Raw genomic sequence first — 23,009 nt, forward strand, 5'->3', positions numbered from 1 at the left:
ACGCCTCTGGGCTTAGCAACGAGTGTATGTGGCGCTTCGTTTGCTGCGTGTGCGCGTGCACACATTCGACGCGCGACTGGACGCGAATAATTAATCATCGCCATTCGCCTCTTGCGAACGAACAAAAACCAATTAATTCGCCTTCCTATGCGCCCTACGCTCGACGCCTCTCCAATCGCTACCCCGCTTCCGCTCGTGTCGCCGGTGTTCATCGATCCAGTTGCAGCGCCTGCCGCGCCGGTCGGCTCCGGCATGTCGGCACCCGCGGTCAGGCACACGAGCGCATTGCCGCGCGTGCTGTTTGTCGACCAAAGCGGCCAACTCGGCGGGGCCGAGTTCGCGCTGCTGCAATTGGCAGAACATTGCAGATCGCATAGCGAAGTCGTCTTGCTTGCCGACGGTCCGTTTCGCATGCGTCTGGAAGCGCTCGGCGCTCGCGTGCAAGTGATCAACGACGCGAAGGTTTCGGGCATCGCGCGGCAAGCGTCGGCTTTGAACTGCTTGCGCGTGCTGCCGGGCATCGTGCGGCAGGTCCGCGCTCTTGCGGCACGCGCGCGCGCGTTCGACGTACTGTTCGTCAACACACAGAAAGCGCTTGTGCTGGGCGCGCTTGGCAAGGCGCTGTATCGCAAGCCTGTGGTCTGGTATCAACACGACATCCTCACGCGCGAGCATTTCGGCCGGGTGCAACTGAGCGTCATCAAGTGGGCGGTGCGGCTTGCGGTCGACCACGTGATCGTCAATTCGCAGGCATCGGCGAGGTCGCTTGCAGCACTCACGGGTCTCGCCGCTGACTCGGTGCCGGTCGTCTACAACGGCATCGACGCGAGCGCGTTCAATCGAGTGGATGGCACCGACATCGGCTCGCTCAGGCAGCGCCTCGGCTTGCCGGAGAACGCATGGCTCGCCGGTCTGTTCGGCCGCCTCGCGCCGTGGAAAGGTCAGCACATTGCGCTCGACGCGTTGGCGCAATTGCCCGATGCACACCTCGTTCTGGTCGGCGCACCGCTATTTGGTGAGGATGCCTATGCGCAGCGTCTGCGCGACCAGGCCACCGCGCTCGGCATTGCCGAACGCGTGCATTTCGCGGGCTTTCAGGACGACGTGCCCACGTGGATGAAAGCGATGAATGTGATCTTGCACACGTCGACGGAACCCGAGCCGTTTGGCCGTGTGATCGTCGAGGGGATGGCGGCGGGCCGGCCGGTGATCGCGGCGGCCGCAGGCGGCGTAACGGAGATCGTGCGGCATGGCCGCAACGGCTGGCTGGTCAAGCCCGGCGATGCAGCGGCGCTCGCGGACGCAATCGTCGCGTTGCGCGCGGATCCGGCGCTCGCACAGCGCCTCGCACAACAGGCCCTGACCGATGCACAGGCGGAATTTTCGGTCGAGCGGTATTTGCAGCGAATGATGGACGCGTTGACGGCCGCCATGCAGCGCCCCGGTGACAGAACGAATACTCAGACAAGCCGCTAGAACGCGTGCCGCTGCTGAAACGATGGATGCGTGCGAGCCCGCGTGAGCAGGCCCGCACGTGAGTCAGTCCTTGCGGTATTCGATGGTTTGCACGCCGGCGTCCGTGCCGAGCAAACACAGATTTGCGCCGCGCGCCGCGAAGAGTCCGACCGTCACGACGCCTGGCCACGCGTTGATATGCATTTCGAGCGTGCGCGGGTCGCTAATACGCAGACCTTTGACGTCGATAATCTCATTGCCGTTGTCGGTGATGAAGGGCGTGCCCTCTTTCGTGACGCGCACCACCGGCACACCGCCGAGCGCGGTGACGCGGCGGCCGATTGCGGTGCGAGCCATCGGCACCACTTCGATCGGCAGAGGAAAAGCGCCCAACGTGTCGACGAGTTTGCTCGCATCCGCGATACAGACGAACACGTCCGATACCGACGCGACGATTTTCTCGCGCGTCAGCGCACCGCCGCCGCCTTTGATCATCGCGCCGCTGTGGTCGATCTCGTCCGCGCCGTCCACATAAACCGGCAGCGAATCGATTTCGTTCAGATCGAGCACCTTGATGCCGTGCGATTGCAGGCGCGCGGTGGTAGCAAGCGAACTCGACACCGCGCCGCGATAGCGCGCCTTGTTGGCAGCCAGCGCGTCGATGAAGCAGTTCGCGGTGGAGCCTGTGCCCACGCCGATCAACGAGCCTTCGGGCACGTTGGCGTGGACGTAGTCGGCGGCGGCCTGGCCGACCAGTTGCTTGAGTTCGTCTTGAGTCATGGGAGTGCCGGCTAGCAGTAAAAAACACTAGTTTACCGGAGTAGAAGCCTCGGGACGGCCGGAATTACTTCTTCACCGCCCGCTGCCTGACCGCCTCGAACAGACATACGCCGCTCGCCACGGATACGTTCAGGCTTTCCACGGTGCCAGCCATCGGAATCTGCATGACGACGTCGCAGGTATCGCGCGTAAGGCGGCGCATGCCCTCGCCTTCGGCGCCCATCACGAGTGCAACGGGACCGTCGAGTTCCGTCTCGTACAGGCTCTTGCTGGCCTCGCCGGCCGTGCCCACGACCCACACGCCGGCGTCCTTCAGTTCGCGCAACGCCCGTGCGAGGTTCGTCACGGTGATGTACGGCACGGTGTCAGCGGCGCCGCTCGCGACCTTCGCGGCAGTCGCGTTCAGGCCGACCGCCCGGTCACGCGGCGCGATCACCGCGTGCGCGCCGGCAGCGTCGGCGACGCGCAGGCAGGCGCCCAGATTGTGCGGGTCCGTCACGCCGTCGAGCACCAGAATGAGTGGCGAACCGTTGATGCCGTCGAGCAATTCAGCCAGGTTCTGCGCGAGCGGCATGTCGCCCGCGCGCGCGACGACGCCCTGGTGACGCTCGGTGTGCGCGAGGCCCCACAGGCGCGTTTCGTCGGCGGCGATGAGACGCACGCCCGCTTCTTTCGCCACGTGCAGAAACTCGGTCATGCGACGGTCCTTGCGCGTGGCGTCGTAATAGACATCTTCGACGGTGGACGCGTCGTGCCTGATACGCGCGGTGACTGCGTGGAAACCGTATAGAACCTTGTGACGTGCCATGACTGATACAACCTTTGATTGAGCGCGGCAGGATCGCCGCGCTGCTGTGATGAATATATGTGCCTGTGCGCGATCCAGCCAGCGCGTGAATCCGGGATTGACCGCAGATTGAACCAGGCAGATGAAACGAACACCGCGCGCAACCGGCACGTCCAGACGTACCCGCTGCGCGCGGTTCAAGCCATGAGGCGGCTTTAGCGCTTCTTGCGCGCCGTCGGCTTGGACGCCGGTTTGGGCGGTGCGCCGTGCTTCTTCGCGGCACCGCGCGCGGCGCGTGCTTCCTTGACGGCAGCGCTTTGTGCGGGAGCCGCTTTCTTGCGACGCGCGCCCGCCGCATTGCCGCCTTCGACCGGCGGCAATGCACGCACGCGCGCGCCGCCGTTTTCGCCGGATGACTTGTCGGCCGGCGCCACGCCGCGCACCGGATGCGGCTTGATCGGCGTATCCCGCACGAGACGGAAGTCGATCTTCCGCGCGTCGAGATCCACGCGGCTCACCTGCACGCGCACGCGATCCGACAGGCGGTAGCGAATGCCGGTGCGCTCGCCGCGCAGTTCGTTCTTGATCTCGTCGTACTGGAAGTAGTCGGAGCCCAGTTCGGTGACGTGCACGAGGCCTTCGATGAAAAGCGAGTCGAGCTGCACGAAAATACCGAACGACGTGACACCGTTCACCATGCCGCCATATTCTTCGCCGAGCTTGTCGCGCATGAAATAGCACTTGAGCCATGCTTCGACGTCGCGCGACGCTTCGTCGGCGCGGCGTTCGTTGGCCGAGCAATGCAGACCCAGTTCTTCCCAGATCGCCACGTTGTTCGAGCGCGAGCGGCCGCTTTTTTCCTCGTCGGCCTGCTGCATCGCGCGTGCGCGCGGCGACAGTGCCGTATTCAGCGTGACGCCTTGCGGCGGCTCCGGCTGATACTTGCGGCCCTGCAGGATCGCGTAGATCGCGCGGTGCGTGAGCAGATCGGGATAACGGCGAATCGGGCTCGTGAAGTGGGCATACGCCTCGTAGGCGAGACCGAAGTGGCCGATGTTGTCAGGGCTGTACACGGCCTGTTGCATCGAGCGCAGCAACATGGTTTGCAGCATCTGCGCGTCGGGCCGTTCGCGGATTTGCGCCATCAGCGCGGCGTAGTCGCTTGCATGCGGCTTGTCGCCGCCGCCGAGCGTAAGGCCCATGCCGCGCAGGAACGTGCGCAGATTCTCGAGCTTCTCCGCAGTCGGCCCGGCGTGCACGCGGAACAGGCCCGGATGCTTGTTGCGCTTGAGGAAGTCGGCGGCGCAGACGTTCGCGGCCAGCATGCATTCCTCGATCAGCTTATGCGCGTCGTTGCGGGTGCGCGGCACGATCTGTTCGATCTTGCCCTGCGCATTGCAGACGATGTACGTCTCGGTCGTATCGAAGTCGATCGCGCCGCGCTTCTGACGCGCGGCAAATAGCGACTTGTAGACGCCGTACAGGTTCTGCAGTTGCGGCAGCAGCGCGGCGCGGCGCGCGGCTTCCGGACCCTTGGTGTTCTTCAGCACCGCGGCGACTTCGGTATAAGTCAGGCGCGCGGCCGAATGCATCACGCCGGGATAGAACTGATACGCCTTCACTTCGCCGCGTGCAGTGACGATCATGTCGCACACCAGCACGCAACGGTCGACGCTCGGATTCAGCGAGCACAAACCGTTCGACAGTTTCTCCGGCAGCATGGGAATCACGCGGCGCGGGAAATAAACGGAGGTGCTGCGTTCGATCGCGTCCGCGTCGAGGCCGCTTTTCGGATGCACGTAGTGCGAGACGTCCGCGATCGCGACGATCAGGCGGAACCCATCGCCGCGGCCTACCTTGACCGGCTCGCAATAGACGGCGTCGTCGAAGTCGCGCGCGTCTTCGCCGTCGATCGTGACGAGCGGCACGTCGCGCAGGTCGACGCGGTGACGCACGTCGGCCGGTCGGACTTCGTCGGGAAGTTTCGAGGCTTCGGCAAGGGCGTCGGCGCTGAACTCGTGCGGCACGCCGTATTTGCGCACCGCGATTTCGATTTCCATGCCGGGGTCGTCGATATCGCCGAGCACTTCGGCCACGCGGCCGAGCGGCTGCGAATGACGACTCGGAAAATCGGTCAGCTCAACGACCACCACCTGACCGACCTTGGCCTTCTTGGTGTTCTGCGTGATCAGGATGTCGTGGCCAATGCGCTTGTCTTCCGGCGCGACGATCAGCGCGCCGTTCTCGTTGAGCAGGCGGCCGATGACGCGTTTGTTCGCACGGTCGGTGACTTCGACGATATGCCCTTCCGGCCGGCCACGCCGGTCATAGCCGACGATGCGCGCGAGCACGCGGTCGTTGTGCATGACCTTCTGCATTTCGGCAGTGGGCAGGAACAGGTCGTCCTGGCCGTCGTCGCGAATCAGGAAGCCGTAGCCGTCGCGATGGCCCTGAACGCGCCCCGCGACGAAGTTCGACGGATGAGTCAGCTGATACAAATTGCGCTGATCGAGCCGGATCTGGCCGTCGCGCTCCATCGCGCCGAGGCGCTTGAAGAATCCCTCGCGCTCCTGGCGCTTGATCGACAAGGCTTCGGCGATGTCGTTGGCGGCGAGCGGCGCTTCGCTCGTACGCAGGACGCCGAGGATTTCCTCGCGGCTCGGAATCGGATACGGAAATTTGCTCAAGGGCTTGTCGATGATTTTTTCTCGTTGCATGGACGTCGGTCGGCGATGTGGCTCGGCTTAAGAAGCGTTTGCAGCGCGCATGATCCGCGCCTGCCGTTGCACTAAAAAGACTGTCTCGGGTCCGGCTCGTTCAAGGCTGAGTCCGACGGGCTTGTGCACCGTGCCAACGAACTACTGCGAGGCATTCTAACACCCGTGCGGCGCGCCACGCGGGCCGTCAATAGTCGCCAGGAAGCCCGCGCAGCGTCGTTGACGGGTTGTTTAAGGAGAAACGCTTGACAGGCTCCACCCTGCCGCTATAATGGCGGTCTTTGCTGTTCATCACCTGCCCAGGTGGCGAAATTGGTAGACGCACTAGGTTCAGGTCCTAGCGGTGGCAACACTGTGGAGGTTCGAGTCCTCTCTTGGGCACCAGGATTCAAAACTAAAGCCGCCATGTTGTATGGGCGGCTTTAGTTTTTGTGCAAAGCGTTTGGCTTGATGGTCATGCAGTCCGATTACCGGTCGTCGGCATTGGATGCATTACTCGTGGCTGTAAAAGCGAAGTTTGTTTATAGCGGGGATTGACACGCTGCATCAGCCCGCTAAAATAGCGTTCTAGCTTGAAGACGTGCCCAGGTGGCGGAATTGGTAGACGCACTAGGTTCAGGTCCTAGCGGTGGCAACACCGTGGAGGTTCGAGTCCTCTCCTGGGCACCACAGTTGTTCCGGCGTAAGCCGCAGTAGTCGAGAAACCCCGTAAGGTCAACGTCTTACGGGGTTTTTTGTTGTCTATAGATCCATTGCGTTCTACTGACATCGACGATTTTTGCCCCTACTCAGACCTCACGCATCGTTAATGCACGACGGTCGGCCACGTTCAATCGCTCACACGCACGGCGCGGTAACGCTGCCGCACTTCATGTCCTGACGTTTTTCCGGTGACAATTGCCGCAGCGCATTTGAAATAAGCTCGCCGACCAAGGATTGAATCGCCTCGTCGCTGACTGCTTGCGGCGTGCATATCTTCAAGAAGTGCACGCCGTTGCACAGGCTCATCAGCGTCAACGCGACGGCGTCCTGCGGCAAAGGCAACTCGCAGCCGCCATGCATGACATTCGCTCGCAAATAGGCGCTGACTTCTTCCAGTTGTTCGTGGCGGAGCGCATTCACGCGCTCCCGGAATGCGCTGTCGCGGCGCGCAATGAGATGCGCCTCCATCCAAAGCGGAAAGGAATCGCTTTGGAGAAAGCAGCGGCTGTAGTACGCGATGGCGCGCGAGCTCATATCGTCCGCCCTGCCCCTCTCCGCGACGATGGACTGCAGACGCACACTTGCCTCGTCGGCATCGCGCCGGAGCAGTTCCAGAAGTAGTTCCTCTTTGCAGTGGAAGTTGGAGTAGAACGCGCCGCGCGTATAACCCGCCGCCTTGACGATGTCCTCTACGCTCGTTGCGGCCAAACCCTTTTCAAGGAAAACGCTCCGCGCAGCCTCGAACAGACGCTCTCGCGTCTGCTGTTTCCTCCGCGCGTGGGTCAGGCGTTCGTGCGTCATCGCGTAGCTCACCGGTGGCGTTGCCGTCTGGGCTCGCCGAGCCTAAGCGAACGTGTCAAATGGCGGGTTGCTCGACAGCTCTACCGGTGCATCGAGCGGCGCACCGATCATGTCTGCATATAAAACTCATAACTGATTATATAGTCAATTGATAAAACCGGAACGGAAATAACGAACCGTCCCGGCAAGCACGCTCATCCTGACGTTACGCGGGCTCGGCTGCGGTCGCCGGCTGCACGACGTTCACTTCGCCGAGGTAGACGCTTTCGCCCAGTTCGCACTCGCGTGACGCGTTGCCGAGCGCGTGAACTATCTGCACCCGGTAGAGGCCGCTGTCCTTTGCGAGGCCCAGGAACCGGAAATCGCCGAACGCGTCCGACACCGTTTCGGCAATCTTCTCGCCACGCGCATACAGCACAACCACGGCATCGGCAACACACTCGACGATGCCTTTCACCTCGGCACTCACGCTTCCGCCGATAAAGCAGCTTTCCCAGCGTTCAAGGCCGCTGTACCACACTCGAGGTTTTGTGCCGAGACGCGGTTGCAAGACCTTCAGCCCCTCCTGCCTGGCCTTTTCCGCCATCTTTGCGTCGTCCAGCTTGACCGTTTCGAACACGCCAGTCGGACATGACTGTTCACATCTGGGGCGCTGCCAACCCGCGTCGAGCAGGTGAGCGTCGAAGATCCACGTCTGCGGCAGTTGCAATTCCTCGTTCCACACAATCGCCTTGTAGGGGCAGGACTTCACGATATCCTTCCGCCCGCGCGCCTTGTCAGGATCGATGATGACGATGCCGTCGGCACGTTTGCGAACGGCGCCGTCACCCGCGCGCACGCATGGCGCGTCGTCGCAGTGATTGCACATCACGGGCAGGTAGGTCGTGTCGACCATGTGCGAGCGGCCCTGCACACGGCGCAAGATCCGGATGGGGCTCCCGGCGCCGGCCGCGGCGGGTGCGGCGTAACCGGGGAAGTCGTTGCCGACGTGCTCGTCGCGCGCGGCGATGACGCAGTTCTGGCAGTTCTCGCAACGTCCGACCTTGATAATCAGATTCCATTTTTTCACGCTGTGCTCCTTACGCTGCGCGGGCGAGCAGAAACGCTTCGGCGCCTCGCCATTTTTCGACCTGTACGAGGCATGAATTCGGGCTCATGCTGCTCGTTCCTGCCGTTTGGGGCCGGTCGGGTGTCAGCATGTTCATGCAACCACCAATTTCGACGCGTTCGCCGTCGACCTCGATCAATTGAAACTCGGCGCTCGCCTCATATGACTTGACGACCCCTGCGGTGACCAGCGGCGAAACGTCGGCCGCGCAGATCACGGCACCGCGGTCGTTGTAGACCTTGACGAGATCGCGATGACCGATGCATCGCATCGCCGCATCGGCCGCGCTCAACCTGAGGAGCCAGAAACGGTGCCCGCCGATGAGCGCCCGATGATCCTCGACACTGTTGATGGACGAATTCTTGCCGTCACAATGCGTATGAAAGCTGTAGCGGCTGTGCGTGGCGATCAGTTGCAATGGGTACCGGTGAGCCAGGTCCGAGCGCAGCCCTTCCCACGACGGGATATAGCGGTTCAGCGCGGGCCGCTCAGGGTTGTCTGCGGTATGGCGCTTGAGCAGTTCGGGTATGAACTCGAACTTCCCGCTCGGCGTTTGCAGCCCCATGCCGAATTTTTCGGCATGCTGCGACGGCAGCGGATGCGGTTCCTGCAAGTCCTTGCGACGGCCCTGCGCGAACCAGCGCATATCCGGCGGCTGGCGCAATGCCGCTTTCTCGGGTGGCACGACGAAATAGCCTTTGCGGCAGAAGTCTCGCCACGAAACGTGATCGGGTAAATCCGACGATTCGAACACACGCTTGACCCAGTCGAGTTCGCTGCATCCCTCGGTGAATACGCCGCCGAGGCCGAGCCGGCTCAAGATGGCAGTGAAGATGTCGTAGTCGGAGCGCGACTCGCCCAGTGGCTCGATGCATTTGTGCTGCATGGTCATGATGCGATGATTGACCGTGCTGAAACCATGATGTGCGTAGCCGCCGGAATTCGACCATTCGCCGATGTCCCATCGCTCGAGCGACGTGCACGCGGGCAGGATGATGTCGGCGAACTGCGCCTCGCCTTCCATCCAGATCGACTGATTCACGACGAACTCGATGCTCGGGTGCCGGTAAGCCTCGGCCCAGCGTCCGGATCGGGTCACCGTGCTGAAGGCGGAGCCGCCATATCGGTAGATCATGTGGATGGGCGAGTAACCGGGCATCGGGTAACTGAACGGCGCAAACTGCGCTTCCTGAGAAATGCCGTCCCATAGATATCCGGTCGCATGGCCGTTGATAATCGCGTCGGGCAGTTGCTGCCGCGGCACCATCTGCTTGACCGGATTCATGGTGAGAATATGCGGCATGCGCTGGTAGTTGTTCACCGCGTTCGCGGTCCAGGCCAGGTCGCCGGACATGCCGCCGTCAGCATAGCCAGGGAAGTAGAACTGCAGATCGTGCGGAACCCCGATCTCCAGGCAGCCGAAATTGACGCCCGGCTTGCCCCAGCCTTGCATCGCCATCATCATGACCATGCAGCGCGCCCATTGTGCGCCCGTGGCGCCGCGTGCCGCACCGCCAAATCCCGCCCCTGTCATGCCGACGGCGAGATAGACCTTCCTGTTTCCCCAGCGCCGCGCGAGCGCGCGAACATCTTTTGCAGGAACGCCGGTTTCCGGCTCCTGCCATTCCGGCGTCTTTGGCACGCCATCGGATTCGCCCAGCAGATAGGCACGCCACTCGTCGAAGCCGGTCGTGCGCGAGACAACGTAGTCCTCGTCATATAAGCCTTCAACGGCCCATACGTGCATGATGGCAGTGGCCAGCGCCGCATCGGTTTGCGGCCGCACGGGAATCCACCGTCCGCCGAACAGTTGGGCGGTCGGATTGCAGTGCGGATCGATGTGCACGAACTCGATACCAAGCTCCTTCGCCCACAGACGCCTCGCCGTTCCTTCGAATCCGGCGTATGCCCCATTGGTGCTCTCCGGATCGCAGGACCAGAACACGATCATTTCCGCTTCCTTCAGGCAATCTTCGACGCCGCCGTAGCCGGACGGCACGCCGACCCGCATCGAGTTGCCGAAGTGATGCATCGCCCCCCAGTACCATCCCTCCCAACTGTCCGGATTCGCGGCCACGCGGGTGAACCCGATCAGGTTCGCAAACCGGGTCAGCGCGCTCAGGTAGTAGCCGACATTGCCCCATTGGTGATGGGAAGACATCGGAAACGTGATCGAACCGGGACCATGAACGCGCTTTTGCCGGTTGATCTCCCGCGAGACGATGTCGAGAGCTTCGTCCCAACTGATCGGCACATAGCCGGACGTGCCGCGGTTTTGCGGATTGCGTTCGCCATCAGGGTCGAAGTCGACCCGCTTCATCGGGTGAAGAATGCGCTTGTCCGAGTAGACCAGTGACTTGATCGCCAACGCGTGCGGCGCGACCATGCCTCGCCGCGGCGGGCTGAAACGGCGTCCGCGCGCCTCGATCTCCCAGCTTGCCGCATCGGAGCGATCCAGGTCTATGGGCGTGACCCGGACGATGCGACCATCCTTTACATAGACGAACAACGGCCCGCCGTTCGTACAGGTCGCATAGCGCCGCGTGCCATCGCGCATCGGCGTACCCATCGGCAGGCCGACGGTTTGCATCATGCTCAGTGTTTGCATGAGCCACACCAGCAGTTCGTCGTCGCCTTCCGTCACGACCTTGAAATTCTTCGCCGCATGCACGATCTCGGCCTGATCGGGACGTGGAGAGAGAAACTTGAGCGCGGTGGCCACATCCTTGAATGCGATGCGTACGTCCGGCTTTCGGCGCGTGTCAGCAAGAGAGCGAACTCGCCCGTTCTTTATCTGGATTGCGCGCCCCATGCTTTCGTCCATCAGTCCGATCCAGGCGACCAGATCGTGTTCTTTCAGCCGATGTCGATAAGCCGGAAAGCGGCGCGCCGTCAGTTCGAGAACTTTGGGCAGCGCAAAAAGAATGGTCTTGAGGACCTGTCGTTTCATCATTCGATCCTATGTGAGCTTTGTGTTGGAAGCGCAGCGGGCGGACTTGCGCTAGAACGTGTACGCCACGTTCACGAAAACGCTCACGGGATCCAGCCTGAGCGTGGATTTCGACACGACCTGGGTTCCCGTGGCGGTCTGCCCGTGCAAGGTCAGGTTGGTCTTGACCGGCATGTAGTTGACGTTGCTTCCAACGGACCAGTGCTTTGTGATCGCGTAACTTGCACCCAGCTCGAATACCGGATTCCACGACGAACTAAGCGTCGCGTGCGCCGATCCGCCGGGTCCAAAGCTTCCTTCGACGAACGCTTTGTTAGTAGCCCGTACCTGTGTAAACCACGTATAGTTCACGCCGAGCCCTATGAATGGCCGGAACGCCGAGCCGGCCGAAAACAGGTGATAGCGAAGTTCGATCGCCGGCGGCATGGGCTTCGTCGTGCCAAGATTGCCGTACTTCGCTAGCGTCCCTTCCCCAATCAGATCGACCTTCACTGGAAAACCCAGAAGCGCGGCAACGCCGATGCTGTCCGTCACGTAGTATTCGGTTGTGATTCCCACCGTATCCGACGTCGATGCATGCGCCCCCGTGCCTGTGAGCGTCTGATTCACTGGCTGCCCGCCAACGCTCTCGACCGTGAGCGGCGTTGCGTGACCCTGTGGCGCCACATGCAACCATCCGAGCGACAGCGTCATGCTGCCTGCGCTCTGCGCGTGGGCCGCATCAGTCAACGCGATCCCGCAGACGCACGCCACCGCTCCGGCAATGCCGGTTCTCCTCTGCTTCGTCATTGTTTTCTCCTGTCTCCATTTGCCGCAACTGTTATGAATTGGGCTCGTCCATGCCATTAGTGAGGCATTTTTTTAGATTTTTAATAGCCGTACTAAATTAATTGAATCGTTACCCGTGCGATGAAGAGGCAATGCGCGCAAACGTCTTTGCGTGCGGCGACGCCCTATCGTCGCGTCCCTGCTATGGCGGCTTCACCGCTCCTGCTGCTGGCGCACACAAGAAAACGAAATGGCGAACGGAAAACGTGCGAGTGCCGAAGCGGCCAAAGCCTCCAGTGCGAGATCGGAAAGTTCGACGTGCAGCGCAAGACCCTTTGTCGCGTCTTCAACGACGCTAATGCTGGCGCCTTCGATGCCAGCCGCTGCAAGAGCGCAATCAACTGCGTCTACCGTCTCGCGCCGTTTGAGCGCGGGCTTGAAAATCTTGCCTACAGCCGTCAGCGGCATGGAATCGACAATGCGGATCGCCTTCGGCAGCGCGGCGCGCTCTTGAATCTCGCCACGCAGGAAATCGAACAATTCCGCCTCTGTTGCGCTCATGCCCCGCTTCGTTTCGACATAGGCGACGGGCAGCTCGCCCGCGTGCGTATCCGGGCGGCCCACTGCAGCGGCGAGTCGTACCGCCGGATGACGATGCAACGGTTCCTCGATTGCCGCGGGATCGATGTTGTGTCCGCCCCGGATAATCAGCTCTTTTTTGCGGCCGGTGAGCCAGAAGTAACCATCGGCGTCACAACGTCCGAGGTCGCCCGTGCTAAGCCAACGGCGGTCGTCGCCCGTATCCATCCAGATGCCGCTGTTCTGCTCTGCTCTCGCATAGCCGACGAATACATTCGGGCCGGAGATCAGCAACTGTCCGACTTCATTTGCAGCGCAGTCGCGGACGTAGCGGCCGGCCTCGTCGACCACCACTGCTTTCATCGCCTGACCGGGCAGACGCAGACCGATCGAGCCGGCCCGGCGTTCGCCGAGCGGCGGGTTGACGCTGCTGACGCAACTGCCTTCGGTGAGACCGTAACCTTCGAGAATTCTTATTCCCGTGCGAGCCTGAAATGCACGGAGCAACTCAACCGGCATGGGTGCGGCGCCGCATAGTGCGTATTCGAGTGAACCGATGTCCCGGCCATCGACTGGAACCTCCATCAATGAACCATAGAGGGTTGGCACGCCGCTGAAAAAGTTGATCCGGTAATGCTCAACGATTTCCCAGAAACGCTTGACGACGCCCTCGCCCCGATAGCCCTGTGCCGTGCCAAGCACGACATGCGCGCCGCGCGAAAACGGCAGCAGACCCGTCACCATGACGGCGTTGACGTGAAAGAGCGGTAGTCCGCAGAAAATCGTCTTCCCGGGCCCGACGCTCTCTCCAAGGAACCGGCCGGCGCTCCACGCGTTGGCCACTTCGTTGCCGTGTCGGCGCATCGCGATCTTGGGCAGCCCGGTCGTGCCGCCCGTGCAGAAGTAGGAGGACACGTCGTCCGGGTTCATCCGCTGCGCGGTGCAAAGCGCCTCGCCCGACTCGCGCGCAACTGCCGTGGCGAAATCGTGGAACTCAATCTGCGAGGCCACGGCGCGACTCTCGCCGACAGGTTCGTGCTGCGGCGAGCATTCGCCGGCTCGACCCGTCTGGGCCGGAGCCGCCCGGTCGCTGCGCGCCTCGCCGGCGAGATCGACCAGTACGACATGCTTGAGCGAAGGCACCTTATTCAGAACCGGCTGCACCTTCTGCCAGACGTCAGTGCCCGGGAACGGGGCCAGCGTGACAAGCACGGCAGCACCTGACGACTTCAGCAATTGACAGATCGCCTCGCCTTCAAGCATCGGATTGATCGCACAGACGATCCCCACCGCCTCGCCGCCCCAGATCACACAATGCGTCTCGGGCAAATTGGGCAGCACGTAGGCGACAACCGTGCCGCGCTGTACGCCGAGGCGCGACAGCATGTTCGCCGTGCGCGTGATATCGCGCAGCAGTTCGCTGTACGTCCAGTGCTTCGCGTTCGCGTAATCGTCGGCAGTTGCGAAATACGAAAGCGCCGGTGCCGATGGATCGATCGCGGCGCCCCGGCAGATCATCTCGTAGGTGTTTGACGGCAGATCGGCCGGTTGTCCTTGCGCTTCGATAGCAAGAACGTCCTGTAGGTTCGCGACGCCTTTCATGCTGCCTCTGCGACGACCAGGTTACGCTGCACCCCAAGGTCGATCGAACCGTCGGGGCTGGTGATACGCGCTTCCACCACATCTCCCATGCTCAAATACTGCGGCCGCTCGGACTGCATCTTGAGGAACATGCGCCACTTTTCCGCTTCCGGAAGTTGCGCCGCGGCGCGCTGCTTCTCGGGCGATGGAACGATGAGCGCGCAGCCGGACGGTGTCCCGGTCGCGAGCAGGTCGCCTGCGTACAGGTCATGCACTCCGGAGAGTTCAGTTAAAGTCTCCGCCGGACCGTAGACGAGACCCGCGGTCGAATCGCTCTGGCGAACCGCGCCGTTGACAGTCAACGTCAGCTTGAGCTCCTTCAGCTTGGGAATGTCCTGCTGTTGAAGCAGACAGAGGTATGGACCGACCGGGCCGAACGTGCGGTAGCTCTTGCCCTTGTAGAACTGCATTTGCGGAATCTGGATATCGCGCGCCGAATAGTCGTTGACGATGACGATGCCCGCGACGAAGTCGTGGAGATTCTCGTCGGTAACCGTTTGGCGCGATGTGACGTTGCGCTTGAGAACAAGGCCGAGTTCGATCTCGTAGTCGAGAAACTGCACCTCCTTGGGCTTTACCAACCGGGAATCGGCGGCAACGATACAGCTAGACGCCTTCGTGAAGATCATGTTGAATTTCTTCACATCAGGGTCCAAGCCGGACTCGATCATATGCTGGCGGTAATTGGCGCCCTGGCAGATGAACTGCTGATCGGCCGTGACGGGCGAGAGCCATTGCACGTCGGATTCGGCGATTTTTTGACCGTCGAGGTACAGCAACTGCTCGACAGGATTGGCCTCGATGAACTCCGCGGTGGACTTGAACTCACCGGGGATGGGCGTGATAGCGCCATCGGCCACGACGCCCCATTGTGCGCGGCCTTCATGCAGGTAATGCAGAACGTGAACTGGCATAGGTCGATCTCCGGATTCCAAGAAAAGGTGTGGTGTCACGCGAAAATTCTGGCCAGCGTCCTCAGCTTGCTCAGCGTGAGATCTGGGCAGCGCCGCAAATTCGAAATCAATGCGGCTATGCTCGCGGGGGTGAATCGGGGCCTCGTGAAACTGCGTGGCATCGTGGGACCCCACTGAGCCATCGCCTCGCGGCTCACGGTATGAACGCCCGTTGGCGCGGCGGACGTGAATAGATCGCCATCGCAGTAGTGCTCATGCTTGTCGCCCCACGGGTCCTGCCAATAGTCGAATATCTGGCTGCCGAGAATATGCCGGCCGATGCCCCACGCGTGCGTCCAGCCTTTGTCGCGCAGAACGCGCTGGCCCATACCGACCGCGTCGGCGTCCACGACTTCGTAGGCACTATGGCTGTAGGTCGCCACGAAGCCCTGTGCGAGCGCGAGCGTGTGATGGTCGGCCGGCTCGTCACCGAGATCCAGCCGCAAGAATGCAACTGCCGGCGAACCGTCGGGAAGCACCTGTACGTCGCTCGGAATGAAGCCGAAGTGGCGCGTGTACCACGCACAGGTCGCCTGATAGTCGGCGAGTTCGAGCACGACATGGCCGAGCCGGATGACCTCCGGCGGCCGTTCGGGTGGCCGCTGCGTATCGTTGATGCGGACTGCCGCATCGACGGAATTGAAAGACAGCGGCTGCCGATGGGGCAAGGCCTCCGCCGGCGACTGGCCCCATATCGCATCGACTTGGAAGCCCGACGGATCGGTTAGCTGAACGACGTAGCCGCCGCCCAGGAGCGCACACGCTTGCACCTGGGACGCGCCCGGCAGGTTGGCCAGTGCATCGAGTTCGGCCAGGCTGCCGACCTGCAGACCGAACCCGGCAAAGCGAGCTTTCTGCGCCTTGCGCACGGCATAGCAGAAATGCGAAGCGCCGGTACCGCGAAGAAGCAGGAGCGCTTCGTCCCGCGATACGGTCAGGAGCCCGAAGTCGTTGAGAAATCGTTCTGCCTGCTCCAGATCAGGCCGCTCGAACATCAGATAACTCAATGCCGTTGCTTTTGCGGTCGGGTTGGCGTGACGAGCAGGCTGTGCGGTAGTGATTTTCATGGCGGGATGTGATCAGGCGATCGTAGTGACCGATGCGGCTTCGAAAGCCGGCGAACCGGCAGCGGGCGCAGACGGCGGAAGATGTCGTTGCCCACCGAGCTTGCCGACGGTACCGTGAACCAGAGGGATGCCTGGACAGCAGCGAGATAGGCCTGTCACGCGACGGCTCACAGGTCGCCGGGCAATCGCTGTCTCCGCTGGCGGGCATTTCTCCGCCACGGCATGAATGACGCATGACGACGCCGCCATGCGCGGAAGAATGAGGTAGTGCCGGCCGGTCGGCGCGACACCCTTTCGGGTTGCTGTCTCCACAGTCACTCCATCTGTTTTCATTAGACCGGCCGTTGCGCCGTTGATGACATTAAACTCATCGCTGATGGTTTTGTCAACGTAGACGTTCGAATCTATACTGTGGACATAACCAGATCAGGATTGAACATGACGAACACGACAAATCGCCGGACAGCCCCGCGTCCGGCGCGTAAGGCGCCCGTCTCGCCGGCTCCCGCCGTCGAAGAACGCGAGCCGCGCGGCGCGCGCCGCAAACGTGAGACACGCGCGCGGCTGCTGGACGCGGCGCTCAGATTGATGGCCGAAAAAGGCATGGAGGGCGTGGCGATCAATGAGATCACCGAGGCCGCAGACGTCGGCTTCGGCTCGTTTTACAATCACTTCGAGTCGAAAGAGGCGATCTACGCGACGCTGATCGACAACGTGTTCGAGGAATTCGCGGACATGCTCGACCGTCTGGCGGGCGGCATTTCCGATCCGGCCGAAGTGGTCTCTGTCTCGGTGCGCCATACGGTGCTGCGCGCACGGCGCGACCCGGTTTGGGGACGTTTCCTGATTCGCGAAGGGTTCTCTGCTCGCGTCGTCAGCCGCGGGCTGGGCCAGCGACTGCTGCGCGACATTGGAAACGGCATCGCTGCGAAGCGTTTCATCGTCGCAGATCCGTTTGTCGCGTTTCTGGCAGTGGGAGGCACGGTCCTCTCAGTTATTGCGGCCGATCTTAACTTTGCCGCACCAGGCGCAACCGCACCGGCGGTGCTCGCAGAGCTCGGCTTCAGCGGCGAGCATTTTCCCGAGCGCACGGCGGCCGTGCTGCTGCAAACGCTGGGTCTGAAGCGCGCGGAGGCGGAAAAGATCGCGGCGCGTCCGCTGCCCGTCGTGGACGAGGCCGCCGAGGAGCAGTGAGACAGATGACTAACGCGAGCGGTCCGGGTGCGTTTGCCATCGCACCCGGACTGTCAGCCGGAATGTCACCCCCGGTGCCGCTCGCACCACGCTCATAGGGCGTGATACGCGGCTCGCGGAGCTGCTTTAATCCTCGCCGCGCGGGACCGATCGGTCGGCGATAGTTGCAGCGCTATCGGACAAGCGGGGACATGCCAGCGCCGCCTTCCCCGTTTTGACAGATGTCGCCGCAGGTCGAAGGCCAGCCTCCGTCGATGTGCTGGAGAACGCGCGCACGGCCTGCGCGATCTGTGTAGCGATCGTCCGTATCGCGCGCCGATGTCCGTTCACCATGGCCTGATAGCCGTCTTGCACCGGCTCGCTCACCACGCTGCGACAGGTCAATGTCTGGCTACCGGCGAGCCTGTGAACGTTCCATATGACGTCGATCAGTACACGCGATCCAGGCCATGATTCGAAGCGCTGAACGTCTGCAGCGATCTGATAGGTCGGAATATCCGCGTCGTGCGCGACGCTCTCCCCACTCGGCGCGCCGCCGGCCTGCTGATTCACGCCGGCTAGAAGCGCGTAGCGGATCTCGTCGGGAAGCGGGGACGCCCACCGGTCGTCCTCCAGCACCTTCACCTGGGCCGCGTCGATCTGCACAACGAGCTGACTTCTGGCGACGGCGGGCGGTACCTTGACCGGGCGCATATCTATCGCGAAGGCGGGACTCGACGTGCTGTTCACAATCGTCGGCTGCGCGTCGGCGCCCAGCGTATAGAAGTGCGTAGGCGGCGACGCGCATCCAGCTAAAGCGGCGAGTCCAACGGCGGCAGCGATACGCGCCGCGGTGCTCAACGGGTAGAGGTATTTCAGTGTCATGGCTTGTCTCCTTTCTTGCCGACCAGCAGCGCCTGCGGATGCCGCTCAAGGTAATCCGCGAGCGCGTTGAGCGATTGCAGCGTACGCGTGAGTTCCTGCATCGCGTCCTGAATGTCCGACTGCATCGGCGCGGTCTGCCGGAGCGTCGATTCAGCGGTACTGAAAGTTTTTTGCGCGGCCGCGAGCGTGTCGCGGGCTTGCGGGACGATCTCCGTGTCCACATGCCCGAACAGCCTGTTGGCGTTCGCGAGCGCGCCGTTCAGATTGGCGCCGATCTGGTCGAACGGCACCTGGTTCAGTTTTCTTGCAATGTCCGCGATTTGCACCTGTAGTTCGTCGAGCGTATTGGGCACGGTGGGCAATTCAATTGGGTTGCGGTGCACATCGACGCTCGCGCGCGGCGCTTTCGGGAACATGTCGAGCGCGACATAAAGCTGTCCGGTCAGAAGGTTTCCGGTTCTCAGCTGTCCGCGTAGCCCTTCCATCACGAGATGCTGCAACAACTCGTGGCCGCCAGGCGTGTCCGGCGCGGGCAGGGCCTCGCTGGAGCGGCGGCTGAGCCGGTCAGGATAGAGCGCCATGGACACCTTCATACTGAAGCTCTTCTTGCCTTCGTTGTACTCGATGCCGATGTCCGTCACCTGCCCGAGCGCTATGCCGCGAAGATCGACTGGCGCGCCGACGGACAACCCGCGCAGAGACTGATTGAATCGCATCACGACATTCAGCGGCGGGCCGTCGGCCTCGCGCATCGCGTCCGATTCGTCCGCGGCCAGCCGGAACACCGCCTTGTCGGCTGCCGGTTGTCCGGCCTCCTGTCCCGGCGCAGACTGGAACGCGAGCCCTCCCACGACGACCGTCGCGAGCGATTGCGTGTTCAGCTTGAGCCCGTTCGAATCGAGCCGTAGATCGACCCCGCTTGCATGCCACCAACGCGTATTGGTTGCCACATACCGGTCGAACGGCGCATTGACGAATACGTTGACCACCACGCCCGCTCCGCTCGGATCGAGCGAGAAGCCAACCACCTGACCGACCTGGATACGGTGGTAAAAAACCGGCGCGCCGATATCCACCGAGCCCAGCGACTGGCCGCGCAGCGTGTACTGATGGCCAAGCTGCCCCGTCGTGACAATGGGCGGATTCTCGAGGCCGGGAAAAGCGGTTTGCTTCTGGGCGGAGCGGCCGATATCCACGCCGATATACGCACCCGAAAGCAACGTGCCCAACCCGGAGATGCCGCTTGCGCCGACGCGCGGGCGCACGACCCAGAAGCGCGTGCCCTCGGTCGCGAATTTCTCCGCGTCCTTGCTCAACTGGATGTTCACGATGACGCGCTGCAGATCCTTCGACAGCGTGATCGTTTGTACCGAGCCGATCTCGACGTCCTTGTACTTGACCTTTGTTTTGCCCGCTTCCATGCCGTCGGCGCTACTGAAGGTCACGCTCACCACGGGCCCCTTGTCCACGATGGATCGCGCCACCAGCGCAACGCCGATCAACGCTGAAATAAGCGGCACTAGCCAGATGAGCGACGGCAGCCAACGTTTGCGCGGCTTGAGTTCAGGGCTTGTCAGGTTGGAAAGATGCATCGTTTGAGAACTCTTTCAGGAATTGCGGTTATTGGTGATCAGCGGCGCAGCGGCGGCGACATCATGGGCCGGGCGGTTCAAGCACTGCGTCGCATCCTCGTGGTCCCAGATGAGCCGCGGATCGAACTGATGCGACGCGAGCATGGTGAGCACCACCACCGCCGCGAAAGCGAGCGCGGCGGGACCCGCAGTGACGACGGCGAACGAGCCGAAATGCACTAGTGCGACCGTCAGTGCGACAACAAACACATCGAGCATCGACCATCGGCCAATGCGTTCGACTATCCGGTACAAACGGGCTCTTTCACGAGCGCGCCAGCGCGAACCCCGGTGAGCGGCGAGCGCCAGAAGCGTCAGAACCAGGAGCTTGAGCACGGGCACGAGAACGCTCGCGACAAAGACCACGACCGCGAGCGGCCAGTCTCCGGATGTCCAGAAATACGCAACGCCACCGAGGATCGTGTCGTCCTCGGTGCGACCCAGCGAAGACGCATGCATGATCGGCAGCAGGTTCGCCGGAATGTAGGCAATTGCAGCGGCGAGCAGCAGACTCACGGTTCGCGTGAGACTGTCCGGGCGGCGCTGATGCAGTACGCTCGCGCATCGCGAGCAACGCGCGGTCACCTTGGCTTGGTGACCCGTCTGAACGAGACCGCAGGCGTGACAGCCGACGAGTCCCGCGCGCCGCGCGCTGACGGCGGCCGAAGAATCGCCCTTGACTGCCCGCTCGGGCCTGGCGAAGCAAACACGTTTGCGGCTCGCCGACGACCAGCGAAGCCTCGTCACGCGAGCAGACTTCGATTCATCGCCAATTGCCCAGAGTCCGCGGGGGTCGAAGGCGGCAAGAATGCCCAGCATGACCGTCAGCGCAGCCAGTGCGAATAGTCCGGGCCCGGCGATCACCTCGGCCATGCTGACCATCTTCACGATCGTCACCAGCACGCCGAGCATGAACACTTCGACCATGCCCCAGGGCCGCACGAGTTGCACTACGCGTAACGTCGTATCGAATTGCGGTGGCCGCTTGCTGAAGCGAAGCGGCACCAGCAGATACAGCAATGCAAGCAGTTCGATCAGCGGAAAAAGAATGGATGAACAGAACACCATGATCGCGACGACGCCCATGTTGCCCGTCCAGAGCGAGCGCACGGCGCCCCACAGTGTTGCCTCGGATGTCATGCCGTTTGCGCGCAGTCCGATCACGGGGAACGCCTGCGCGATGCAGAACGTAATCAACGCCGCGAGGGTCAACGCGCAAACCCTGTCGAGCGCCGCACCGGCGCCTTGCAGCGCCGCCAGCCTTGCACCGCAGCGGGTACAGGTCGCGACACGCCCCTCGACGTGTAAAGGCTTGCGAAACAGCATGTCGCATTCGTGGCAGGCAATGAGTCTCTGGTATTCCATATGGGGTGAAGCGGAAATCCGGGGGATGGACGGGCGCAAAGGCCCGCAGCGCGTGGTTCGCGCCGCAGGCCTCAGATGCAGGCGTTGTGCAACAGCTATCGTTCGACCGGGGCGGAAGCCGCGACTTCATGGCTGCGCCGAACTTGCGGCTCCGCCCACGTCGACTCGCGGGAACGTTCCGTTATTGCCCCGACGCTGTCGTCTGCTGGTTCACCGGCAGCTCGCCCATCGACTGGAAAAGCGTCGCGGTGTCGCTCATGCGCTGGCTGGCCGCCCGCACCGCGCCGATCTGCGCGTTCAGATAGCGCGCTTCGCTCGCGTACTGCGCCGTGGCAGGCAGCGAGCCCATACGATGGCGCGACGCGGTGTCGTCGAATGCTGCGCGCGCGGCCTGAGCGGCTACTTCGTTCGACGCCAGCGTCTGCGCATCGTTATGGAGTGCGGCAAGCGAATTCGCCACGTCCTGGAACGCGGAAAGCACCGTCGACTTGTAGTGCAGCACTGAGGCGTCGTAGGCATCGATCGAGGCGCGGCGCTGCGCAACGAGCGCGCCGCCGTGGAAGATCGGCTGCGACAGGCCGGCGCCGATAGCCCATAGGCCGCCTGCGCCCGAGAGCAGCGCCGGCCAGCTGAAGCCGCCGCGGCCCATCGAGGCGGTCAGCGACAGGCTCGGGAACATCTGCGCCGTTGCAGAGCCGACATCGGCGGCTGCAGCCTTGACGGCGGCGTCGGCGGCCTGAATGTCAGGGCGTGCACGCAGCAGGTCCGAAGGGACGGCGACGGGCACATGCTCGGGCAGCGACAGCGTGTCGAGTGCCGGCACGCCCGGCGGGTTGTCGGGCGTACGGCCGAGCAGCACAGCGAGCGCATGAATCGCAGACGCGCGCTGCTGTCGCAGCGCCGGCAAAGTCGCCGCGACCGACGCGGCATCCTGTTTCGACCCAAGCGCCTGAGCACGCGAGACCGAGCCGAGCGCATAGCGCTGCTGGTCGTCGTTTGCCGTGTCGTTGGATACCGCAACGAGCCGTTCGGTGAGCGCGATCTGCCGGTCGAGCGCCGCGACATTGATCGAAGCACCCACGATGTTCGCGGCCAGCGCACGCCGCGACGCTTCCAGCTCATACGCCTGCACGTTCACTCGGGCCGCGCTTGCCGAGTTCATGTAACGGGTCTGGCCGAACAGGTCGAACGTGTAGTGCGCCGCAAGCTGACCTGCAAAGAAGTTGTATTGCACCTGCTCGGGACCAAGTCCGGGCACGACCGGTGACCGGGCGCGCTCGATCTGTGCCACACCGTCGATCGACGGAAGCGTCGTCTCGCCGATCTGCGCCCGCAGTTGCTGTTGCGCCGACGCGAGCGTGCGCTGTGCCGCTGCGAGCGTGGGACTGTTGCGCAAGCCCTCCTCGACGAGAGCGTCGAGCGCATCGGAGCGATAGAGGCGCCACCATTGCGGCGCCGAGGTTGCGCCCACATCGAAAGTCTGTGTAACGCCGCCCGCCGCCACTGTCGTCGAAGGCTGCGCCTGCGCGCCGTAATGCTCGGGCGAAGGCATGGCCGGCGGCTCGCCGCCAGGTCCGAACGAGCACGCGCTCACAGCGAGTGCCGCAGCCACCGCCAGCATGGATGTCCTGTAGTTGAAGCTCATGA

General features: G+C 62.7%; 16 protein-coding genes and 2 tRNA genes. 4 read left to right on the forward strand and 14 right to left on the reverse strand.

The window, feature by feature from the left end; genetic code table 11:
* The first annotated feature begins 147 nt into the window (after window positions 1-147).
* Window positions 148-1,476, forward strand: coding sequence for a glycosyltransferase (locus BCA01S_RS00425; RefSeq protein WP_027775241.1), 1,329 nt, complete (start codon window positions 148-150; stop codon window positions 1,474-1,476).
* A gap of 63 nt (window positions 1,477-1,539) precedes the next feature.
* Here the strand turns inward: BCA01S_RS00425 and rpiA are convergent, their stop codons facing one another.
* The 3 genes from rpiA to rnr all read right to left on the reverse strand — a co-directional run bounded on the left by rpiA (window position 1,540) and on the right by rnr (window position 5,739).
* The gene (gene rpiA / locus BCA01S_RS00430) at window positions 1,540-2,235 is read right to left on the reverse strand and encodes a ribose-5-phosphate isomerase RpiA (RefSeq protein ID WP_027775242.1); all 696 of its coding nucleotides are present in this window, start codon (window positions 2,233-2,235) and stop codon (window positions 1,540-1,542) included.
* 64 nt (window positions 2,236-2,299) lie between these two features.
* Entirely contained in the window at window positions 2,300-3,043 is a 744-nt protein-coding gene (gene rlmB, locus BCA01S_RS00435) for a 23S rRNA (guanosine(2251)-2'-O)-methyltransferase RlmB (RefSeq protein ID WP_020065733.1), read from the reverse strand.
* A gap of 194 nt (window positions 3,044-3,237) precedes the next feature.
* The gene (gene rnr / locus BCA01S_RS00440) at window positions 3,238-5,739 is read right to left on the reverse strand and encodes a ribonuclease R (RefSeq protein ID WP_027775243.1); all 2,502 of its coding nucleotides are present in this window, start codon (window positions 5,737-5,739) and stop codon (window positions 3,238-3,240) included.
* Window positions 5,740-6,036: 297 nt separating this feature from the next.
* Between rnr and BCA01S_RS00445 the strand changes: the two genes are divergently transcribed.
* Together BCA01S_RS00445 and BCA01S_RS00450 are read left to right on the forward strand one after the other, a co-directional pair.
* A tRNA-Leu gene (locus BCA01S_RS00445) sits at window positions 6,037-6,123 on the forward strand.
* Between the two features lie 198 nt (window positions 6,124-6,321).
* Window positions 6,322-6,408 (forward strand) — tRNA-Leu (locus tag BCA01S_RS00450).
* Between the two features lie 168 nt (window positions 6,409-6,576).
* Here the strand turns inward: BCA01S_RS00450 and BCA01S_RS00455 are convergent.
* The 7 genes from BCA01S_RS00455 to BCA01S_RS00485 form a co-directional block, all read right to left on the reverse strand.
* The gene (locus BCA01S_RS00455; RefSeq protein ID WP_303621336.1) at window positions 6,577-7,254 is read right to left on the reverse strand and encodes a TetR/AcrR family transcriptional regulator; all 678 of its coding nucleotides are present in this window, start codon (window positions 7,252-7,254) and stop codon (window positions 6,577-6,579) included.
* Window positions 7,255-7,447: 193 nt separating this feature from the next.
* On the reverse strand, window positions 7,448-8,311 hold the full coding sequence (locus tag BCA01S_RS00460; protein ID WP_027775245.1) for a 4Fe-4S dicluster domain-containing protein: 864 nt from the start codon (window positions 8,309-8,311) through the stop codon (window positions 7,448-7,450).
* 10 nt (window positions 8,312-8,321) lie between these two features.
* Window positions 8,322-11,300 carry a molybdopterin-dependent oxidoreductase gene (locus BCA01S_RS00465; protein WP_027775246.1) on the reverse strand — a complete coding sequence of 993 codons (2,979 nt, stop codon included), beginning with the start codon at window positions 11,298-11,300 and terminating at the stop codon, window positions 8,322-8,324.
* Window positions 11,301-11,351: 51 nt separating this feature from the next.
* Complete coding sequence (locus tag BCA01S_RS00470) at window positions 11,352-12,089, reverse strand: OmpW/AlkL family protein (RefSeq protein ID WP_027775247.1); 738 nt, start codon at window positions 12,087-12,089, stop codon at window positions 11,352-11,354.
* Window positions 12,090-12,281: 192 nt separating this feature from the next.
* Window positions 12,282-14,249 (reverse strand): acyl-CoA synthetase, encoded by a 1,968-nt coding sequence (locus BCA01S_RS00475; protein WP_027775248.1) that lies wholly within the window; start codon window positions 14,247-14,249, stop codon window positions 12,282-12,284.
* Entirely contained in the window at window positions 14,246-15,202 is a 957-nt protein-coding gene (locus BCA01S_RS00480) for a fumarylacetoacetate hydrolase family protein (RefSeq protein WP_027775249.1), read from the reverse strand. Before BCA01S_RS00480 ends, BCA01S_RS00475 begins: the two co-directional genes overlap by 4 nt.
* Before the next feature lie 35 nt (window positions 15,203-15,237).
* Window positions 15,238-16,308 carry a VOC family protein gene (locus BCA01S_RS00485; RefSeq protein ID WP_027775250.1) on the reverse strand — a complete coding sequence of 357 codons (1,071 nt, stop codon included), beginning with the start codon at window positions 16,306-16,308 and terminating at the stop codon, window positions 15,238-15,240.
* Window positions 16,309-16,746: 438 nt separating this feature from the next.
* Between BCA01S_RS00485 and BCA01S_RS00490 the strand changes: the two genes are divergently transcribed.
* A complete protein-coding gene (locus tag BCA01S_RS00490) occupies window positions 16,747-17,502 on the forward strand; it encodes a TetR/AcrR family transcriptional regulator (protein WP_027775251.1) in 756 nt (251 codons plus the stop codon).
* A 126-nt stretch (window positions 17,503-17,628) separates the two neighbouring features.
* Here the strand turns inward: BCA01S_RS00490 and BCA01S_RS00495 are convergent, their stop codons facing one another.
* The 4 genes from BCA01S_RS00495 to BCA01S_RS00510 all read right to left on the reverse strand — a co-directional run bounded on the left by BCA01S_RS00495 (window position 17,629) and on the right by BCA01S_RS00510 (window position 23,007).
* The gene (locus tag BCA01S_RS00495; RefSeq protein WP_042317726.1) at window positions 17,629-18,366 is read right to left on the reverse strand and encodes a PqiC family protein; all 738 of its coding nucleotides are present in this window, start codon (window positions 18,364-18,366) and stop codon (window positions 17,629-17,631) included.
* A complete protein-coding gene (locus BCA01S_RS00500) occupies window positions 18,363-19,958 on the reverse strand; it encodes a PqiB family protein (RefSeq protein ID WP_027775253.1) in 1,596 nt (531 codons plus the stop codon). The genes BCA01S_RS00495 and BCA01S_RS00500 overlap by 4 nt, the downstream gene beginning before the upstream one ends.
* Window positions 19,959-19,973: 15 nt before the next feature.
* Window positions 19,974-21,362, reverse strand: coding sequence for a paraquat-inducible protein A (locus BCA01S_RS34290; protein WP_042317728.1), 1,389 nt, complete (start codon window positions 21,360-21,362; stop codon window positions 19,974-19,976).
* A gap of 181 nt (window positions 21,363-21,543) precedes the next feature.
* On the reverse strand, window positions 21,544-23,007 hold the full coding sequence (locus tag BCA01S_RS00510; protein ID WP_027775254.1) for an efflux transporter outer membrane subunit: 1,464 nt from the start codon (window positions 23,005-23,007) through the stop codon (window positions 21,544-21,546).
* Window positions 23,008-23,009 lie beyond the last annotated feature (2 nt).

It is taken from the genome of Paraburkholderia caledonica NBRC 102488, from assembly GCF_000685095.1.
Taxonomy (GTDB): domain Bacteria; phylum Pseudomonadota; class Gammaproteobacteria; order Burkholderiales; family Burkholderiaceae; genus Paraburkholderia; species Paraburkholderia caledonica.